Source organism: uncultured Campylobacter sp., assembly GCF_944323605.1.
In the GTDB taxonomy this organism is placed as follows: domain Bacteria; phylum Campylobacterota; class Campylobacteria; order Campylobacterales; family Campylobacteraceae; genus Campylobacter_D.
Genome location: NZ_CALUTC010000018.1, coordinates 1 through 20,357, shown reverse-complemented (window position 1 = coordinate 20,357; position 20,357 = coordinate 1). Strand labels below are relative to the sequence as shown.

The window sequence follows — 20,357 nt, the reverse complement described above, 5'->3', positions numbered from 1 at the left end:
AAAAAAGACGAGAAATCAAATGTGACAGTGAAGAGTTTGAAGGACTAATCCATACACGATAGAAAAAAGAAAGAAAGGGGGGGGGGGGAAGGCTAGTTTGGTGGATACCAAACTAGCTTTAGTTAAGACTATTGTAAAAGTCTTAAGACATTTTGTTGAGAAGCATTTGCTTGTGCTAGAGCGTAAGCACCACTTTGAGCTAGGATATTGCTCTTAGAGTAGTTTGCACTTTCAGAAGCAAAATCAACATCTCTTATGGTTGATTCAGCAGCTTTTAGATTCACTTGAGTAACGCTTATGTTATTCAAAGTTTTTTCTATTTGTTGTTGAACAGAACCGATATCAGCACGGATAGTGTCAAGGTTAGCTATCGCAGTTTCAGCAACGTCCATAACTGCCATCGCACCTTGTAGTGTAGTAACACCAGCTGTTTGCTCATCACCTATACCATCAGTTCTTTCTTGGTGAGCTAAGCCTAGGTTGTTAGCAGAGAATAATGCTGATAAACCATTAGTTCCACTTCCTATTAGCAAGTCTCCAACAACAGCTGAAACAGCAGAAAGGACCATATCATAAACAGCAGAGAATCTTGCAGCAGATAAGGCATTAGCTACAAGGCTATAACCTGCTTGAAGAGCTGATAAACCTAGATTAGATACATTTCCAAGCCCAGGTCCTATATCTATAACATTACCTACAACAGCAGCAGCATCTGAAGCAGCAACTTGACCAACACCAAACGTAGACATACCAGGACCAAGGTTTGAAAACAAATACTGTGTTTCAGTGCTTCTACCAGTTCCGGCAAGAACAGTCATACTAGAAACGCCTATAGTGATAGAAGCTAGTTTTTCATTTGCATTAAAGCCCATAGCATCAGCTATAAATTGGCTTAGTCTTCCTTGAGTTTCTCTTAAGGAAACAGAAGCTTGAGTAACAAGTTTATCATTGTCAAAACCAAAGCCTGTTCCGCTTACAGAAATATCAGAACCGTCATTTTTGATCAAAGATAAACGACCATAGTTTTCTCTCATATTTAAAGCTATACCTGTTCCTGTTCCCATATCTCCTGTGATAACTATACCACGACCACTGTTTGAAGTAAGTATAAGCTCACCATTTGCACCTCTAGCAGCTTCAACACCTGTGGTGTCTTTTTTAGCATTTATGGCATTTACTAAAGCACCATTTTTATCACCATCTTGATAAGAAATTTTACCTATTACAACGCCATTTATAGCAAAGTCTTCGCCTGTTTCACCAGCACTTATAGCTCTTGAACCAGTAGTTTGAACATTAGCAACAGCTCTAACACCTGTTCTATCAGTAACTCTGTTTATTTCCTCAGCTAAGGCTCCAAGACCTGTTCCAACTGAAGTAGATATAACTACACTTTGGAAAGTAAAGTCATTTACACCATCATAGTTGTTTATAGTAAGTGTAGCTGTTCCACTTTGCATAACATTTTGACCTGTTTCAAAGCGAGTAACACCTATCTTTGAGCTTTGAGTTGAACCTATGCTAGCTTTTACAGTTTGGTTTGAGCTAACACCGATTTGGAATTCTTGATTCACAAAACCACCACTTAGAAGTTGCTTTCCGTTGAAAGATGTAGTGTTGGCTATATTATCAAGCTCTTCTATAAGTCTGTTAATATCAGCTTGAAGCATATTTCTTGTCTTTGTGCTTTGACCATCTTGAGCTGCTTGAGTAGCTTTTGTTTTAATAGCATCAAGGATTTTTATTTGCTCATCCATAGCCTTATCAGCAGTTTGAAGTATGCTGTTTGCATCGTTACCATTGTTTATAGCTTGACCTAATGTAGAAGCTTGAGTTTTAAGTTGGTCAGCTATAGCCAAACCTGACGCATCATCTTTAGCAGAGTTGATTCTAAGACCTGATGAAAGTCTTTCTAAGGAAGTATTTAAATTCCTTGTGTTGATAGTAGAAGTGTTAAGCGCATTTAATGCGGAAACATTGGTGTTAATACGATAACCCATGATAAATCCTTTTAATTTAAATTCAAAGCTTCCTTTGCTTTGTTACTAGCTATATCGTAAAGAATAAAAAAAACTTTATACCTTTTTTTAAAAAAAAATTTGTTTTTTGTTAAAAATCTTCACCGCATAGTTCAAATTTGTTAAAAAGCTCTTTATCTTCTTTTAATATACCCCTTTTTATAAGCTCTTTTAGGACAGATTTTGAACAGTCTGTTTGCTTTGGCCACTGCCTTTCATAAGAATCACTTTCATCTTTAGCGCACGCATTTATGGCTATGGTATCTGCATTTATATAAAAGTCTCTTTTAGAATCTATATTATTTACCACACGCCAAATAAGCATATAAGGATTTTCTAGTTTATTTTCTTTATCTAAAAATACTAAAATTCTAAAATGCTTGTTAAAGTCTTTTAGATCCCCAAAAATCTTTTTTACATTTTGTTTTTTATCAAGGATTATACAAGTTATAGGGCTTGAAGTATCTTTGTAAAACTGTTTTAAAGCAAGAAAAGAAAATTTGCTTTTAAAAATTTCGCTTAAATCATCATCATCTAAAAGTTCTAGTTTTCTTTGATTTAAATTTTCATCTGTAAGATCAAGTCCAGCTTTGCCACCATAACAAGAATTTGGTGAAGCATGATCTAGCTGATCGCAAATGCCTTCGCTTATAAAAAGTTTTTTTGTATCAAAACGGTTTAGCATATAAGGTATTAGCTTATCATAGTCTTTTAAATTTGGTGCGTCCTTATCTACAAAAATAGCGTGTTTTACAAAACTCATCTGTCCAACTCCCCAAAAAGCGTGCATTAGCTGCTGTGCTTGAGCTGGATAATTTGTATTTATCTTGGCTAAGATGAGATTATGAAAGACTCCATTTTCAGGCATATTATAATCAAGCAAATCCGGAGCACTAGTTTGTAAAAGTGGTAAAAACACTCTTTCCGTGCCAAGAGCCATTATTTTATCCTCTAAAGGTGGCTTTCCAACCACAGTCGCTTGATATATAGCGTCTTTTTTAGCCTTTATGGAGGTGATTTTCATGACTGGAAATGGTTCTTTTGGGGTATAAAAACCTGTATGGTCTCCAAAAGGTCCTTCAAGTGCCATTTCATCAATATCTACAAAGCCTTCTATCACTATATCGCTATTATATGGGACAAAGATGCCATTTTGACATTGAACTAAGTTAGCATTTTCTTTTTTTATGAAACCATAAAGCAAAAGCTCGAAAATTCCCTTTGGTAAAGGTGCTTGAGAACACCATATATAAAGCGGGTCTCCTCCTATGGCTATGCTAACTGGCATTTTCTGTCCTGCTTTTTTATACTCGTGGTAAAAATGCGTAGCGTCTTTGTGAATTTGCCAATGCATTAAAAGCTCGTTGTCTGACTTTACTTGCAAACGATACATTCCTAGATTGTTTTGCGTTTTATCCAAACTTTGAGTATAAACCTGCCCCATAGTTATAAATTTATCCGCGTCATCTTCCCAAGTTTTAAGTATGGGAAGCTCTTTTAAAGAGGATAGGCTTTGATACTCAAATTCGCCCTTTTTTTTAAGTCTCTTTGGCGGGACGGATTTTAAGCTAAAAAGTTTTTTGAAAAAATCAAGCTTGGCTGAAAAAGATGTAGGTATATGCATTTTTAAAAGACTAGAAATTTCAGCCGCTACTTCCTCATAATCTCTCGTAAAAGCTAAATTTAAAGCTTTTTCGCTACAAAAGGTATTCATAAGAACTGGGAAATTGTATTTTACTTTTTCTTTTTTATTTACAACATTTGTAAAAAGCAAAGCCTTGCCATCTTTTTTTTTAGCTTCAATATAGGCTAAATGTGCTATCTCAAGCTCTGTATCTAGCTCTTGTTCTATAACGGTTAATAAGTCATTTTTCTCTAAAAGCTCTATAAATTCACGCATAATATCCCCTAAATCATCTTTAAAGCTCTATTTAAAAGCTCTTTTGCACCATTTTGTATCATCTTTTGTGCTAGTAAAAATCCTGCTTGTTTATATAAATTTTTTGATACAAGCTGCTCTTCTTTTAAAATTTCACTAGCATTTGGTAAGCCTAAAACCGCTCTTATTTTGATTTGCTCACCTTGTAACTCTGCGTTTATACCTATTGGGACTTGACAGCCACCTTCTAGAGCTTTTATAAAATCTCTTTCTATATATGTTTCCATAAAAGAATTTTCATCATTTAAACAGGATAATACTGCTTCAAGCTCACTATTTTCAATACTTTCTATACCTAAAGCACCTTGAGAAGCTGCTGGTATCATTTCATCTTTTGAAAAAGCATAGGTAAAATTTACCTCTTTTTCTAAGTTTAGTCTATTAATACCTGCTTTTGCTAGGATAATAGCATCAAATTCTTCATTTTTTAGTTTTTCTAATCTTGAATTTACATTGCCTCTTAAAGATATAAGCTTTAAATCTTTTCTTAAAAGCAAAAGTTGCATTTGGCGTCTAAGACTTGTGGTGCCTACCTTTGCACCTTGTGGCAACTCGTATAAATTTTTATATTTCATACTCAAAAAACAGTCTCTAACATCTTCTCTTTTTGTAATAGCTGCTAGTTTCAAACCACTTGGAAAGAAAGTTGGCACGTCTTTTAAACTATGCACTGCTATATGTGCCTCGCCTCTTAACATACTTTCTTCTAATTCTTTAGTAAAAAGCCCCTTGCCTCCTATCTTTGCTAAAGGAGAATCCAAAAGCACATCTCCTTTCGTCTTAAAGCCTTGCAAAACAACTTCTACGCCGTGTGTCTTTTCAAGGATATTTTTTATATACTCACTTTGCCACATAGCTAGGGCTGATTTTCTTGTAGCTATGATTATTTTATCCATAAAAATTTCCTTGCTATTAGTCTTTATAACAAATCTTTTTTATAATGCTTTCTTTCATCTTTTGCTATCCTCGATAATTTCAACATCTATGATTTCATCATCATCATAATCTTTGCTTTCATAGAAATTGTTTTCTTGCTTTTTATTTCTAAAAACAAGAGCGAAAATAAGTATGCAAACAGCAAAAAATGTGCTTAAAATTCCCGGAACGATAAATAAAAAAGCAGCTATAACATAAGAAAAATTCGCAAAAAGCTCTCTTGGGGCTAAAAGCTGAAACTCAAGCATATTTTTCCAAAAAATAGCCAAAAGTAAAATTCCAACAAAGATACTAAGTATCACAAGTATTAAAAAGGTACTAAGACCAAAAACTAATATAAAACACAGTGAAGCCAAAAGCTCTATCAAAAAAAAGCCTAAAAAAGATACTCTATACAAGTTTTTCCCTTAAAATTTCAAAAAGCTCGGTGCTTTTTACAATGTTTTTATTTAAATTTTTTCTTTCTATAAGCTCTACTTCGCCTTTTTCCAAGCCTTTGCCAAGAACAACAGCGTAAGGAAAACCCATAAGCTCGAAATCATTTATCTTTACTCCAAATCTTTCATCTCTATCATCTAAAAGAGCATCAAAGCCTTCTTTTTTGAGTTTTTCATAAAGCTCATTTGCATAGCTTACAGCTTTTTCATCTTTTAAATTTGAAATGATAATATCGCAAACAAAGGGTGCTAGTTTTTTATCCCAAATACAACCTTTTTCATCGTGCATCGCCTCTACAGCAACAGCCACAAGCCTACTTACTCCTATGCCGTAACACCCCATATAAAAAGGATTTGCCTTACCATTTTCATCTAAAAAGGTAGCATTCATAGCAGATGAGTATTTTTGACCTAGTTTAAAAATATGCCCTACTTCTATGCCCTTGCTTTGTTTTAGCTTAGAACCGCAGTTTTTACAACAATCTCCCTCTTTTACTGTAACTAAATCCTTGAATCTATCTTTATTTAAATTTACTACAGAAATTCCTACCAAGTGATAATCTTTTTCATTTGCTCCCATTATCATCTGTGTTTCATTTTCAAGCTCTTTGTCTATGTAAAATTCCACATCTTTTTTAAGATTTATAAAGCCTATAAAACCCGGTGTAAGCCCGGCATTTATAAGCTCTTCTTCGCTTGCATCGCTTAGCTCTAAGGCATTGCAAGCATTTATAGCCTTTTTTTCTTGAAGCTCATCGCAACCCCTAAGTAAAAAAAGCACCAATTTTTCCTTATCTTCATATATGGCTTTTTTAACAACAGCTTTTATAGTGTAAAATTCATCTACCTTAAAAAAATCAGCCACACCTTTTATAGTTTTCACATCTGGTGTGTAAAATTTAGCACTATAATCAGCCTCTGGTCTTTCCTTATCGCAAGTTTTTTTAGCCCTACTTGCAACCTCAACATTTGCAGCGTAATCACAAGCCGTGCAGGTTATAATATCGTCTTCTCCATTTTCAGCTAAAACCATAAATTCTTTTGAGCCACTACCGCCGATAGCTCCACTATCAGCATCTACGACTCTAAAATCAAGCCCAAGTCTTGTAAAAATACTTCTATAAGTTTTATCCATAAGCTCAAATTCACGGTCTAAATCATCTGTGTTAGCGTGAAAGCTATAAGCGTCTTTCATAACAAATTCTCTACATCTTAGCAAACCAAATCTAGGTCTTGCTTCATCTCTGAATTTTAAGCCTATTTGATATAAATTTAATGGTAGTTGTTTGTAGCTTGTGATTTTGTTTTTAACTATGCTAAGCATAGCTTCTTCGTGCGTTGGACCTAAAACAAAGTCATTTTCTTTTCTGTCCTTAAAACGCAAAAGCTCTTTGCCAAAATTTTCGTAACGCTTACTTTCTTTCCATAAGTATGCGGGTGTAACAAAACTTAAGTCCGTTTGCAAGGAGCCTGATTTATCCATCTCTTCTTTTACGACTGAATAAATTTTGTCTAATACCCTTTTGCCAAGAGGCAAAAAATTATAAAGCCCAGCACCTATTTGCTCGATAAAACCGCCTCTTAATAAAAATATATGGCTTGGCAAAGTAGCGTCTTTTGGTGCTTGTTTTGTGCTTGGTGCATAAAAATTTTTAAATCTCATTTTTGTTCTCCGCTGCGTATTCGCATTTATACTCATCTAAACCTTGCACTTCCTTATCAAGTGCAAAAACATAACGCATAGCATTTGCGACTGTATCGCTTTGCACCTTTCCTTCTAAGTGTTTTAGTTTCATAGTAGGTGTATGTAAAAACGCTTTAAAAACTTGATGTATAAGTTTTCTAGCTTCTTCTTTGTCTGAATTTTTTAAATAACCTTTTTTTATGGCTTTTTGCAATTCTCTTTGTGCACAGTCCTTAGCAATAAGTCTTAAATCTTTTATAATAGGGTTTAATTCTAAATCATCTAAATATCTGAAAAACTCCATAGTCATTTTTCCTATTATAGAGTAGGCACTGTGAGCCTCGCTTTCCCTTAAGGCTAAATTTTTATTAACCACATCTTGCAAATCATCTACGAAAAAAACTTTAATCTTATCATTTTCCTTTATATCAACATCTCTTGGCACTGCTATATCAAAAAAATACCTTACAAAATCCCTTTGCTCTATAATATCATCTGTTATAACTGGCTCTTTAGAATTTGTAGCACAAAATATAAGCTCAAAACTATTTACAAGCTCTTTTAATTTGCTAATGTCTTCATTTTTAACACCTAAAGCCAAGGCTAAATTTTTTGATTTTTCATAATTTCTGCTAAGCACTGTTATATCTGAGTTTGTATTAAGCAAATGCTTGCAAAGAAGCTCACTCATTTGACCTGCACCTAATACAAGCACTTTTTTATTTTCTAAATTTGAAAATTCTTTTGCCTTTGTTACCGCTACTGAAGCTACAGAAACAGGATTTTTAGAAATTTCTGTTTGTGTTCTTATCTTTGCACCGCACTTAAAAGCAAAATGTAAGGCTCTTGATAAATTCTTAGCACAAAAATTATTTTCGATAGAAAAAGAAAAGCTTTCTTTTAATTGTCCTGCTATCTGGGTTTCACCAATTACTAAACTATCAAGAGATGAGGCTACAGAAAATAAATGATGTATAGCTGAACTGTCCTCAAAAAAGTCAGCTCTTTGAGATAAATTTGCCTCATTAATATCACAAAATTTTGACATTAATGCTACGGTTTGTCTGCAAGCAAGTGAAGAATCTAAGGCATATATAAAGAATTCAACTCTGTTACAGGTGCTTAATAACATACATTCTAATATATTTTTATCTAAAAGGAGATTTTTAAGGAGATTTTTTTTAGAATCATCTATAAGGGCTAACTTTTCCCTTACAGCTAAATCTGTATTTTTATGTGTCCAACTAACACAAACATAATGCATTAAAAACTCCTATTTATCATATTTTCTATAATATCATTTAGTTTTTTATTGTTGTATTTTTCTATGGCTTTTAAAGCTTTATTACCGTAACTAAGAGCTTCTTTTTTGCTTTTTTCTAAAATACCGTGTTTGTTAAATTCATCTAACAAAGACTTTTTTTCTATGTCATTAAGGTCTTTTTTAAAAAAATCTAAAAGAATATTTTTATCATCTAAAGCCTCATAAAGATAAATATATGGCAATGTGCTTTTACCTTCCTTAAAATCGCTCATAGCTGCTTTACCCAAAGTTTTTTCATCAGAGCTTATATCCAATATATCATCTATCATTTGAAAAGCTAATCCCAAATTTTTACCATACTCTCTAAAACTAAGATCATCTAATGAAGCTAAAATAGCTGCACTCCTTGCACTTGCTTCTATCAAAACTGCGGTTTTGTTGTAAATCATATCTAAATACAAGGACTTATCAGCATTAAAATTCTTAGAAAGTTCAATATCCATAAGCTCTCCAATAGCAAGCTTTGATACAGAATCAGCTATTAACTGTGATATTTTTTTACCAAAGCCTACAAGCTCACTAAAAGCTTTTGAGTAAAATATATCGCCTAGCATTAAGGCATTTTTTGTGCCAAATTCAGAATTTACAGACCTTGCACCTCTTCTTAATTTTGCATCATCTACTATATCATCGTGAAGCAAAGAAGCAAGATGTATAAGCTCTATGATCGCACAAAGTTTGTATGATTCTTCATTTTCTCCGCTTATGCTTAATATAAGCTTGGAACGCAATTTCTTGCCGGTTTTTATAGACTTTGACATATTTAAAACAATATCGCAGTTTAAATCTCTTAAAAAACCTTGTATAATTTCGTCTATTTTTTGCACTATCTTACCTTACTTAGTTATTTTGATTATTTGCTTCTTCAGTAGGTGTGAAAGTCTCTGGTTTTCTAGGGTCTAAGAATCTAACCATAAGCCTAGCTTCCTTATCTTCTATATAAACCGTTAACTTAGCTTCCTTGCCTTGAAAATTACTAAACTCAAGTATAAGTCTTGCTTTATCTATGTGAGGGTTTGTATAATCTGGTATAAGGGTTTGTGTAGCCCAATTTAAATTCCTTTTCATAGACAATACAAACTGCCTTGGGTATTTACGAAATTTCGAGTGAATGACTATTTTATTTGTATCAAACAAGGTCCAATAAAAATCAAAATTTTGCACCTTGCTATTTGCAAGTTCGGTAACCTCTACACTTGCTCTTTCATCTTTTTTCAGAGTAAATTCATATTTGTGTTCAAAAGTAGCTTGTGCGGCGAAAGAAAAGCTAACAAGGGCTAAAAAAAGACTTAACCTAAATATCATTCCTGCCCCAAAATTTTAGCTGTAAGACCGATAAAATAATCATCTTTTAATTCATCGATCTTTGCACTATGTTCTAGCTTAAAATTTAGCAAATCATCTTCGCTTAAGCCATTTTTTTCAAGCAATTCAAACATAGCTATATGTTCGCTTAAAAAATCATCAAAGGCTTTTTCTATGGCACCAGAAGGAGCATTTTGCACTATTTCTATAAATTTTTCTCTTGGGCTTTTGTTTAGCATTTCATCAAAAAAATCCATATACTTTTTCCTCTTTTTTGCATAAAATTATATAAAAACATTCTAAACTAAAGCTTTTATCATTGAAATTTATGTAAAATTAGCTATAATTAGCCTTTTAAAAAAGGATAGACCATAAAAAAAGAAATAATTTTTATAGCATCTAGTATTTTTATATTTTTGTTGGCTTTAGTATCTATAATGCCAAATTTTTTGGGGGTTTTTTTATCTTTTCTGGGCGAATTTAACCTCTTTATATTTGGAGATTTTGCAAAGATATATCCATTTTTATGTTTATTTTTAAATTATTTATTTTACAAAAGAGGCTATGAGCTAGACAAGGTAAAAACAAGAGAAATCAATGCCTTGATTGTAGCCTTTGTATCGCTTATGATATTATTTGGCATACTTAGCAAAAACGCAGGCTATGTCCCTGAAATTCTTTATACTGTAATTGGTGCAATTTTTGGCAGAGTAGGAAGTGGAATTTTAAGCCTTTTAAGCTTACTTCTTTCTTGCGTTGTGCTTATGCCTAGATTTTTTGAAATAGTGCTTGGTGTGAAAATTTCTTTTGAATTCCTTGAAAAGATAGAGCTTAAATTTAAAACTTTCCTAGATAAAATTTTTGCAGGAAAAATAAAAGAAACACAAAATACAAACAAACAAGAAGAAACAAAAGAAGATTCTTTTGAAAAAATTCTAAATAAACAAGAAGAAAATAAAATTTTAAATGAAAATAAACAAAGCCATACAACAAATATAGTCGAAAATAGAAATCAAAAATTAGTCATCATAGAAGAAATACAAGAGCAAGATGATAAAAGCATAGATACAAAAGAGCAAGACAGAGAAGAAGAAAAAGAGCTTGAAACGCAAGAAACACAAATAAATTTAGAAGATGATAAAAATTTTGATACACAAAATGAGGAGCTTAAAAATTTTGTCCTAAAGGCAAGTGCAGAAATAGACGAGTATATAAACAACACTAAAAAGCAAGAAGTATATGTGCCAACCAAATTTTTAAAACCAAAAAAAATAGATGAAATAAAATTAAATTTAGCAAAAAGACTAAACTATGAGGAGCCAAGCTATCTAAGAAAGCAAGTCAAAAACGATGAAGTTTTTGAAGATGAAAAAAATACCAAAAGCGAGGAAGAGCAAATTTTAGCTTTCACTGTAGATGAAAAAAAGCAAGAAGATAAAAAAAGTGTATTTGAAAGCGAATTTATGCCTATTGTGGAGGAGCTTGAAACAGATAAGAAAGATTTGCATTCGCAAAAAGAGCCGATACCTTTTGTTGAGGAGGTAAAAGAGGCGTTAAAGCCCGATATATCCAAAGATTTTTTCAAGAAAAATACAGAGCATATTTCAAAAAATTTTACTATAAAAAAAGAACTTAGTAGCAATACAGAGCTTTTAAATGAGATTGAAAAAGGGGAGTTAGCAAAGCCGAAAGATTTTACTTTGCCTCCTCTTGATTTTTTAGCAAATCCGCTTAATTCAAATTTTGAGGTAAATGAACAAGAAATAGATAAAAAAATTTACGATTTACTAGAAAAGCTAAGAAGATTTAAAATAGGCGGTGATGTTATAAGCACTTACACAGGACCAGTGGTAACGACTTTTGAATTTCGCCCGAGTGCTGATGTTAAGGTTAGTAGAATTTTAAATTTACAAGATGATTTAGCAATGGCATTAAAAGCCACTTCTATACGCATACAAGCACCTATACCGGGAAAAGATGTGGTTGGGATAGAAGTTCCAAACGATCAAATTCAGACCATATATCTAAAAGAAATACTACAAAGCAAGGCTTTCACAACAGCAAAAAGCCCTCTTACAATGGCTTTAGGCAAGGATATAGTTGGAAACGCTTTTGTAACTGATTTAAAAAAGCTACCTCATCTTTTAATAGCCGGAACAACCGGAAGCGGTAAAAGCGTGGGTATAAATTCTATGCTTTTATCATTATTATATAGAAATAGTCCAAAAAATTTAAAGCTAATGATGATAGATCCAAAAATGCTTGAATTTAGCATTTACAACGATATACCTCATCTTCTTACTCCCGTAATAACAGAGCCAAAAAAAGCCATAATAGCCCTTTCTAATATGGTCGCGGAAATGGAAAGAAGATATAAATTAATGGCTGAAGCAAAAACAAAAAATATAGAAAACTACAACGAAAAAATGAAAGAGCTAGGAAACGAGGAGCTTCCTTTTATAGTTGTGATAATAGACGAGTTAGCGGATTTGATGATGAGTGCGGGTAAGGATGTGGAATTTTACATAGCTAGACTAGCACAAATGGCTAGAGCTAGTGGAATTCATCTTATCGTTGCGACCCAAAGACCTTCAGTTGATGTAGTTACAGGGCTTATAAAAGCGAATTTGCCTTCTAGATTAGCTTATAAGGTGGGTCAAAAAATCGATTCTAAAGTGATTTTAGATACTGTTGGAGCTGAAAGCTTGCTTGGACGCGGAGACTGTTTATTTACACCACCTTCTAGCAATAATCTAGTAAGACTTCACGCACCTTTTGCGAGTGAAAGCGAGATAGAAAAGATAGTTGAATTTTTAAAGGCTCAACAAGACGTTATATATGATGAACATTTTCTAAAAGATACTCAAAGCTCTAACACAGAAAGCATACAAACTTTAGGCGAAACTGATGAGCTTTTTGAAGAAGCAAAAGCAGTAATACTAGAGGACAGAAAAACTAGCATTTCCTATCTACAAAGGAGACTTAAGATAGGATATAACCGTGCTGCAAATATAATAGAACAGTTGAGCGATGCAGGTTTTTTAAGCCAACCAGACTCAAAAGGGCAAAGAGAGATTTTATAAAGCTTTAAGCAAATAGAAAATATAATATATACTTTGAAAATTATTATTAAAATTAAATCAAGGTAGAAGTTGAATTTTATATTTTCTTTTTATTTTTTATCAGTATCAATGCTTATACTAGCCTTTGCCTCGTTGTTTGTAGGCGTAACTGATATATCTTTTTTTTCCTTGCTAAATGGTATAAATCAAGATGTATTTATAATATCTAGAATACCAAGAACTATAAGCATTATAATAGCTGGAGCAAGTTTAAGTATTTGCGGACTTATAATGCAGCAGCTTACACAAAATAAATTCGTATCACCTACAACGGCTGGGACTATGGATTGCGTTAAGCTTGGCATACTTTTTACTATGATTTTTTTTGGGACAGCATCTTTTTTGAATCAAGTTATAATTTCATCTATTTTCGCTATTTTAGGTTCTTTTGTGTTTTTGCAAATTATAAGAAAAATAAGACTAAAAGATATAATTTTTGTGCCTTTGATAGGGCTTATGTTTGGCGGTATAATAAATTCTATTACGACATTTTTTGCTTATCAATTAAATTTAATACAAAATGTTCAAATTTGGCTTCAAGGTAATTTTTCAAATGTAATGCAAGGAAGTTATGAGCTTATATATATATCTTTACCTTTGCTCGTGTTAGCATATATATATGCAAACAAGATAACAATAGCGGGTATGGGAGAGGATATAGCTTTAAATTTAGGTGTTTCATATAGATTTATATTAAATTTAGGGCTTATAATAGTAGCTATAATTACTTCTATCATAGTTTTAACAGTTGGTATTTTACCATTTTTAGGGCTGATTATACCAAATATCATATCTATATACAAAGGAGATAATATAAGAAAAAATATCATAAATATAGCACTTCTTGGAGCAGTGTTTTTGCTAATTTGTGATATATTTTCAAGGCTTGTAATCTATCCTTTTGAAATTCCAATAGGACTTACCGTAGGGGTTATAGGCTCTTTTGTATTTATATTACTACTTTTAAGAAAGAAAGAATATGCGTAATAAATTTTTGGTGCTTATATTTCTTACTTTACTTTGTATTTTGTGTTATATGTTTACCTTTAATAGCAACCTGAATGAATATATTTTAACTCAAAGAGGTATTACAGTTTTAGCAGTAATTATAGTAGGAATTTGCATAGCGGTTTCAACAGTAATATTTCAAAGCATAACAAACAACAAAATCCTAACGCCTAGCATAATAGGGCTTGATTCTTTATATATCTTTGTTCAAACTTTATTGATTTTTGTCTTAGGATCTATGCACTTAAGCGTATATAATGAAAAGCTTAATTTTTTATTATGCCTTGTTTGTATGGTGATTTTTTCTATATTTTTTTATAAAATTTTATTTAAGGGCGGTAGGTCTTTATATTTTATTTTATTGCTTGGTTTTATTTTTGGCACATTCTTTTCATCTTTAAGTCTATTTTTTGAAGCCTTAATAGATCCTGATGAATTTATGATAGTGCAAGGTAGAATGTTTGCTTCTTTTAATAATGTGCATTTTGAAATTTTAAGTCTAGCTACCTTACTTGTGTTTGTGGTGTTTATATACATATATTTTAAATTTAAATATTTAGATATTTTAGCTTTAGGCAAGGATATATCTATAAATTTGGGGCTTGATTATGATAATTTAGTAAAGAGTTTTATAATAGTAATAGCTATTTTAACATCTATAAGCACGGCTTTAGTAGGACCTATAAGTTTTTTGGGATTACTAGTAGCAAATATAAGTTATGAGCTTTTTAAAACCTATAAACATAATGTTTTGCTACTTGCTTCATCTTTGATAAGTATTATAACATTGCTTGGTGGGATTTATATAGTTTCTAAGGTATTTGCTTTTAACACAACCATAAGTGTAGTCATAAATTTTATAGGTGGAATTTATTTTATATACCTAGTTCTTAAAGGAAACCGTTTATGATAGAATTAAAAAATATTTATAAAAAATACGAACAAAAAACAGTTCTTAACAACATATCAACTTCATTTAAAAAACACAAAATTACTTCGCTAATAGGTGCAAATGGGGCTGGAAAAAGCACAGCTCTTGGAATAGCAAGTCGTTTAATAAAGGCGGATAGTGGTTCTGTGATTATAGATGGGCTTGATATAAATAAGTATAAAAACAATGAATTAGCACAGAAAATTTCTATACTGAAACAGCAAAACAATATAAACATAAGACTTAGAGTAAAAGAATTGGTCGGTTTTGGACGCTTTCCTTACTCTCAAGGAAAATTAAATTCCAAAGATGAAGAAAAGATAAAAGAAGCTATAGCTTATATGGATCTTGAAGATTTGCAAGATAGATTTTTGGATTCTCTAAGTGGTGGTCAAAGACAAAGAGCTTATATAGCTATGGTTATAGCTCAAGATACAGATTACATCTTTCTTGATGAACCACTTAATAACCTAGATATGAAGCATTCTTTGCAGATTATGAAAATTTTAAAATCACTAGCAAATGATTTTAATAAGTCCATTATCTTAGTCTTACACGATATAAATTTTGCTTCCGTGCATTCTGATGAGATAGTAGCTATGAGAAATGGTGAAATTTTATATCATAAAGAAAGCAAAGAGCTTATAAAAGAGGAAATTTTAAAAGATGTTTTTGATATGGATATAAGCATACACGACATAAAAGGCAAAAAAATCTGTTTTTATTTTGATTAATTTTACAAGGAGGATATTATGAAAAAGATACTTTTCATATCAATTTTTTCAGTTTTTGCTTTTATCGCTTGCTCTAGCGAAAATAAAAGCAATACAAACACAGACACAAATTCAAGTTCTGAACTAAATTCAAGCGAACAAAGCTCTGCTAGCAAAGTAACAGGCACAAATGTAACTATCATTCCTATTGAATGGACTAGTTTTGGAGATAGAATCGAGTTAAAACACTCAATGGGTGTGGCAGAAGTTCAAAGAAATCCACAAAAGGTGGTAAGTTTTGACATAGGAGCTATTGATACCTTTGAAGCTTTGGGCTTAGGAGATAAGATAGTTGGCGTTCCTGCAAAAACTCTACCTAAATATCTTGAAAAATACAATACAAAACAAAGTGTTGGCTCTGTTGTTGAAATTGATTTTGAAGCTTTGAGTGCTTTAAAGCCGGATTTAATCTTAATTTCAGGCAGACAAGCTAAATTTTATGAAAAACTAAATGATATAGCACCAACTGTTTTTGTTGGACTTGATAATACAAATTTTGTAGAAAGTTTTAGAGCTAATGTTGTGGCTATCGCTTCACTTTACGGAGACTTAGGGCATAGCCACGGTGACGGTTTATCAACAGATAGTGCCTATGAAACAGTCGAAAATCTTTTAAAAGACATTGAAAGCCAAAAAACTTCAGTTGATAAGAGCAAGACAGCCTTAGTGATACTTACAAACGCAAATAGAATTTCAGTTTTTGGACCAAATTCTCGCTTTGGTGTGCTTTATGATTTATTTGGTTTAAGCCCGGCTGATACTAATTTAAAGATAGGCACACACGGCAATAGAGCGGATTCTGAGTATATTTTAAAAGTAAATCCTGATTATTTGTTTGTAGTAGATAGAAATGTAATAGCAAAAAACAAAGAGACAGCCGCAGCGGCACTTGATAATCCTTTAATCGCTAAAACAAAAGCTGCACAAAATGGTAAAATAATCTATCTAGACCCTGAACTTTGGTATCTAGCCGGAGGTGGAGGCTTAATATCTTTAAAAGCTATGAGCGATGAAGTGTTTAATGCCTTGAAATAATTTTTTTGCACTGTTTAATAAACAGTGCATTTTCAATGCTTAACACTTAATTTTAAAATTTTTTGATACAAAAGATGAGATAAAAATATCACAAAAAACACTTGCAAAAAAATACCTAAGATCGGCAATAAAGAAAGCAAATAAAAACACAAGGTGCTAAAATAAAAAACCAAAGGCTTATGTTTATAAAATTTTAAAAACTCATCTTTAGATAAAACAGTGCTAAAAACATCTATTATCAAACATTTGTGAAAGAGATAATAAAGGCTTAGATGAAGCAAAAATATACCTACAAAAGGAACAAAGATCAAAAATAAAGATAATATAAATATTAAAGCAAATTTAAAAAAAACAGTAAATAATATAGCAAATATTTTAAACATAGAAACAGATTCTTTTGCCTCGTAAGTATAATGCTTAGAATTTACAAATTTTACCACAAAAGGTGTTAAAAAGCCCACTATCAAAAGTGCTACAGCAATAGCTACGGCATTAAACAAAACAAAAGATACTAAAAAAGCAAATACATTATTTAAAATTTGCACAAAAGAGAAGCTATAAAGCCAAGATAAAAAACTTGATTTTGATTCAGAAATAAAAGAGGAAAAATAAGTAAAAACATCCTCATAAAATAAAAATAAAGAAACAACAAAAACCAAAAATGCAAAGATAAAAGGAAAAAAAGTTAGCTTTAATCCCTCTTTAGAAAAAAAATCTCTTAAACTAAGCTTTAAAATTTCCATCACAAGGACCTATAAATTTTTTCTAAATTTTCATAAAGATAATCAAAATTTCCATTCTTATCTAAAAGCTCATTTAAGACCTCATTGTCTTCTTTGCCGTTCCAAATTTTTATATAGCTTCCATCTTTGTAGCCATTGTCTTGCCTAAATTTATTTAAAACATTTTTGCCTATATAAAGCTTGTAAAGTTTTTCTAAGTTTATCCCACATTTAATAGAAAGCAAAAAGTATGCATTAAAAAGCTCTAATACATTAAATTCCAAACCGCTACATTTATGTATAATAAGCTCTATATCATTTAATATATCGTAAATATCGCTATCCTTAGGGCTATGTGTATCGCCACAAAAGTCTCTAAAAACGGATACCGAGTTTATGTCTATTGCTATAGTGGCTTTGTTGCTTGTATTTTTTTTCTTGTATTCTTCTAAGATTAAGCTTAATATAAAATGCCATATATCGACTATTTCTATATGTATATTTTTCCAATCAGGCTTTTTGTCTATATTTTTCCAATGTTTCCAAGAAAAAGAATCCACAAGCTCGGCACATTCCATATAAATACATCTTCTAAAATTTATAAGTTTTCCATCTTTTGTGTAACCAGATTCCCAGCCTATTCCATTAGTCTCATCATTTAATCTTTGCTGCAAAAGCAACATATCAGTAAGCATATCAAGCGAATTCATATAAAGACCTCAAATTTTTAGATGATTATACAAGATAAACATATATAAATCAAGCATAAAGATTTAAGGAATTTAAGTCTTTTTCTTCTGATTCTTTGGCTTGTTTTATCTTATCTCTCATAATTTGCATAACTTCATCAAATAAATCTTTGCTAGCTTTTAGCATATTCTCATTTTCAGCTAAAATAGGGCTTTTGTTCTTATTTAAGAGTTCTGATATTTTATCTGCCAAGGAATCAAGCGTAGCATTCATTTTGTTTTCATCGCTTGAACTTGGTAGCAAGTTGGCTATACTCATAGCAGAGCTAATAATTTCTTTTGGATTCATCTGTGAAACCTTTGAATTTTGTAAAAATTCATCTATTTGCGGTGCTACTTCTTTCATAGCATTTTTTATTTCAGCTAGATCTTCATCTGTTAGCTTTGAACCTTCATAGGAAAAAGAATACCCATACTCTCTTTTCAAGCTAAGGCTAGAACTTGATTCATCTTTACTTATAGAAGCTTCGGCTTTATCAAACATAGCAAAAGATAAACTCTTACCGCTACTTGTAGTGTATGAAAAAGCAAAGCCTTGATTTTTGCTTACATCAACTTGCATTACTTAATTCTCCTTAATATTTCTAGCTATATCGGCAAAAAAATACTATACTTGAGTTTTTATTTTAAAAATGTGCAAAAGTTACAAAAAAACAATAAAAATAAAAATTTTACTTAATATTAATATTTTTTACAATACAATGGTGCGTTTTTAAGAATTTTAAACTAAAAATAAATAAAAGGATTTTAAGATGTTTTCTCGTTTAAGTATTGGTTCAAAAATAATGTTTTCCATAGGTTTTGTGGTGTTTATAGCCTTGGTTTCGCTTACTTTGATACTTAGCACACAGATGAGTAAAAGTATGCGAAGCAATGCTGAAGCTATAGTTTCAAGTCAGTCTGAGAATTACGGTCACTACATGGAAGGTATGTTTCATGAAATTTCATCCTTATCAAAAAACACTTCCAACACTTTAAATAATATATTTAAGGCAAATCATATAAATAATGTATCAGCAGATAGGATAGACGATATAGTATCATCACTTGCACTTTCTTCGCCTTACACAGCTTATGCCTTCTTTTATATCCCAAATGCACCAGAACACTTAAAAACAAATCCTTTGTTTCAAACACAAAGCGGCGAAACTGTAATGTTTTTTGAGGATACAAGCGGTTCAGGCACATCTACACCAGCTCAAGCTAATGACAGTGTAGTAAATTTTACTTCCGTTCAAGATATTATTAACAGTGCTAAAAATGGCCAAAAGATCGATCATGTAGTGATTGGCGAGCCAAGGGCTATGTCTTTTTCAGACCGTAATTTTATAGGAATTTCCTTTGCTTACCCAGTGTATGGACAGGGCGGAAGATTTGTAGGGGTTTTAGGAGCTGTATTTGATTTTACAGTTGCGAAAAAATTCATCACAGATCCTAAGGTCTTAAATTTCGAGGGTGAGATGAGAGCCTTGCTTTATCAAGACGGAACTATAGCCTTTCATCAAATGCAAGATAGAGAGTTAAAAAAGCTTCAAGATTTACTTGACAAAGATGCAAACGCCAAGGCCATACAAGCTTTAGACAAAAATGAAAAAGGAATTTTTGAGTATAAGGCTACAAATGGCGTGGATACATATTTATCAATATATCCTTTCACTATATACGGTGCTGATTCATCTTGGATGATGTTAATAGCAGCTCCAACAAAGTCCATACTAAAGGATTTAAATTCCTTGCTGGTAGTGTTTATGCTAACTTCGGTCATAGCTTTGATCATAGTTTTAGCAGCCATTTGGTTTTTAGTTAGACTTACAGTATCTTCTCGTCTTCCAACCATCGTCCAAGCCCTCGAAAGATTATTCAAATACATAAACCACGAAGTAAATAACATAGAACCTATAAAGATAAAGGCTCAAGATGAATTAGGCAAGATTGGTTTAATGATAAATGAGAATGCTAAAAACACTCAAAGAGCCTTAGAAAAAGATTCAAATTTAGTAAAAGAAGCCCTTGATGTGATAAATCACACAAGAGGAGGACACGCAACTAGAAGAATTACCTTACAAGGATCAAACCCTCAACTAAATTCATTAAAGGATTCAGTAAATCAACTCTTAGATTTATTATCAACAGCAATAGGAAATGACTTACCAGAATTAAACAGAGTCTTTGATAGCTTTGTAAAACTTGACTTTTCAACAGAGATTAAAAATGCTAAGGGAAGGGTCGAAGTAGTAACAAATACCTTAGGAGATGAAATAAGAAAAATGCTAAAAACCTCAGCCTCCTATGCAAATAAACTCTCAACCAGAGCAGATGAATTAAAAGAATCTATGCAAAAACTAACAGATGGCTCTAAAGCTCAAGCAAACTC

At 31.9% G+C, this 20,357-nt stretch carries 18 protein-coding genes; 6 read left to right on the top strand and 12 right to left on the bottom strand.

The window, feature by feature from the left end; genetic code table 11:
- Positions 1-128: 128 nt before the first annotated feature.
- The 9 genes from Q0J35_RS08300 to Q0J35_RS08260 form a co-directional block, all read right to left on the bottom strand.
- Positions 129-2,000: a flagellin gene (locus Q0J35_RS08300; RefSeq protein ID WP_297195390.1), complete on the bottom strand. Its 1,872-nt coding sequence runs from the start codon at positions 1,998-2,000 to the stop codon at positions 129-131.
- A gap of 109 nt (positions 2,001-2,109) precedes the next feature.
- A complete protein-coding gene (locus tag Q0J35_RS08295; protein WP_297195388.1) occupies positions 2,110-3,918 on the bottom strand; it encodes a menaquinone biosynthesis decarboxylase in 1,809 nt (602 codons plus the stop codon).
- Positions 3,919-3,926: 8 nt separating this feature from the next.
- Entirely contained in the window at positions 3,927-4,853 is a 927-nt protein-coding gene (gene hemC, locus Q0J35_RS08290; RefSeq protein WP_297195386.1) for a hydroxymethylbilane synthase, read from the bottom strand.
- Between the two features lie 54 nt (positions 4,854-4,907).
- Positions 4,908-5,261 (bottom strand): integral memnbrane protein, encoded by a 354-nt coding sequence (locus tag Q0J35_RS08285; RefSeq protein WP_297195384.1) that lies wholly within the window; start codon positions 5,259-5,261, stop codon positions 4,908-4,910.
- A gap of 22 nt (positions 5,262-5,283) precedes the next feature.
- Entirely contained in the window at positions 5,284-6,993 is a 1,710-nt protein-coding gene (locus Q0J35_RS08280) for a proline--tRNA ligase (protein ID WP_297195382.1), read from the bottom strand.
- Positions 6,983-8,278 carry a glutamyl-tRNA reductase gene (gene hemA, locus Q0J35_RS08275; protein WP_297195380.1) on the bottom strand — a complete coding sequence of 432 codons (1,296 nt, stop codon included), beginning with the start codon at positions 8,276-8,278 and terminating at the stop codon, positions 6,983-6,985. Before hemA ends, Q0J35_RS08280 begins: the two co-directional genes overlap by 11 nt.
- On the bottom strand, positions 8,278-9,165 hold the full coding sequence (locus Q0J35_RS08270; protein ID WP_297195378.1) for a polyprenyl synthetase family protein: 888 nt from the start codon (positions 9,163-9,165) through the stop codon (positions 8,278-8,280). Before Q0J35_RS08270 ends, hemA begins: the two co-directional genes overlap by 1 nt.
- Before the next feature lie 13 nt (positions 9,166-9,178).
- A complete protein-coding gene (locus tag Q0J35_RS08265; RefSeq protein ID WP_363315719.1) occupies positions 9,179-9,643 on the bottom strand; it encodes an exporting protein in 465 nt (154 codons plus the stop codon).
- Positions 9,640-9,900, bottom strand: a complete 261-nt coding sequence (locus Q0J35_RS08260; RefSeq protein WP_297195376.1) for a DUF2018 family protein — start codon at positions 9,898-9,900, stop codon at positions 9,640-9,642. Before Q0J35_RS08260 ends, Q0J35_RS08265 begins: the two co-directional genes overlap by 4 nt.
- Before the next feature lie 180 nt (positions 9,901-10,080).
- Here Q0J35_RS08260 and Q0J35_RS08255 point away from each other — a divergent pair, with 180 nt between their 5' ends.
- The 5 genes from Q0J35_RS08255 to Q0J35_RS08235 all read left to right on the top strand — a co-directional run bounded on the left by Q0J35_RS08255 (position 10,081) and on the right by Q0J35_RS08235 (position 16,512).
- On the top strand, positions 10,081-12,726 hold the full coding sequence (locus tag Q0J35_RS08255; RefSeq protein WP_297195374.1) for a DNA translocase FtsK: 2,646 nt from the start codon (positions 10,081-10,083) through the stop codon (positions 12,724-12,726).
- 108 nt (positions 12,727-12,834) lie between these two features.
- Positions 12,835-13,752 carry an iron chelate uptake ABC transporter family permease subunit gene (locus Q0J35_RS08250; protein ID WP_297195392.1) on the top strand — a complete coding sequence of 306 codons (918 nt, stop codon included), beginning with the start codon at positions 12,835-12,837 and terminating at the stop codon, positions 13,750-13,752.
- Positions 13,745-14,683 (top strand): iron chelate uptake ABC transporter family permease subunit, encoded by a 939-nt coding sequence (locus Q0J35_RS08245; protein WP_297195372.1) that lies wholly within the window; start codon positions 13,745-13,747, stop codon positions 14,681-14,683. The genes Q0J35_RS08250 and Q0J35_RS08245 overlap by 8 nt, the downstream gene beginning before the upstream one ends.
- A complete protein-coding gene (locus tag Q0J35_RS08240; RefSeq protein WP_297195370.1) occupies positions 14,680-15,438 on the top strand; it encodes an ATP-binding cassette domain-containing protein in 759 nt (252 codons plus the stop codon). Before Q0J35_RS08245 ends, Q0J35_RS08240 begins: the two co-directional genes overlap by 4 nt.
- Positions 15,439-15,456: 18 nt before the next feature.
- The gene (locus tag Q0J35_RS08235) at positions 15,457-16,512 is read left to right on the top strand and encodes a siderophore ABC transporter substrate-binding protein (RefSeq protein ID WP_297195368.1); all 1,056 of its coding nucleotides are present in this window, start codon (positions 15,457-15,459) and stop codon (positions 16,510-16,512) included.
- A gap of 32 nt (positions 16,513-16,544) precedes the next feature.
- On the opposite strand, the gene Q0J35_RS08230 is transcribed toward Q0J35_RS08235, so the two are convergent.
- Genes Q0J35_RS08230 through Q0J35_RS08220 form a run of 3 tightly spaced genes read right to left on the bottom strand, consistent with a single transcriptional unit; the run spans position 16,545 to position 18,545 of the window.
- Positions 16,545-17,255, bottom strand: coding sequence for an EI24 domain-containing protein (locus Q0J35_RS08230; protein ID WP_297195366.1), 711 nt, complete (start codon positions 17,253-17,255; stop codon positions 16,545-16,547).
- The gene (locus Q0J35_RS08225; RefSeq protein ID WP_297195364.1) at positions 17,255-17,944 is read right to left on the bottom strand and encodes a dUTP diphosphatase; all 690 of its coding nucleotides are present in this window, start codon (positions 17,942-17,944) and stop codon (positions 17,255-17,257) included. Before Q0J35_RS08225 ends, Q0J35_RS08230 begins: the two co-directional genes overlap by 1 nt.
- Positions 17,945-17,993: 49 nt before the next feature.
- Positions 17,994-18,545, bottom strand: a complete 552-nt coding sequence (locus Q0J35_RS08220; RefSeq protein ID WP_297195362.1) for an ATP-binding protein — start codon at positions 18,543-18,545, stop codon at positions 17,994-17,996.
- A gap of 190 nt (positions 18,546-18,735) precedes the next feature.
- Between Q0J35_RS08220 and Q0J35_RS08215 the strand changes: the two genes are divergently transcribed.
- A partial coding sequence (locus tag Q0J35_RS08215; RefSeq protein ID WP_297195360.1) for a methyl-accepting chemotaxis protein occupies positions 18,736-20,357 on the top strand: 1,622 nt, incomplete at its 3' end.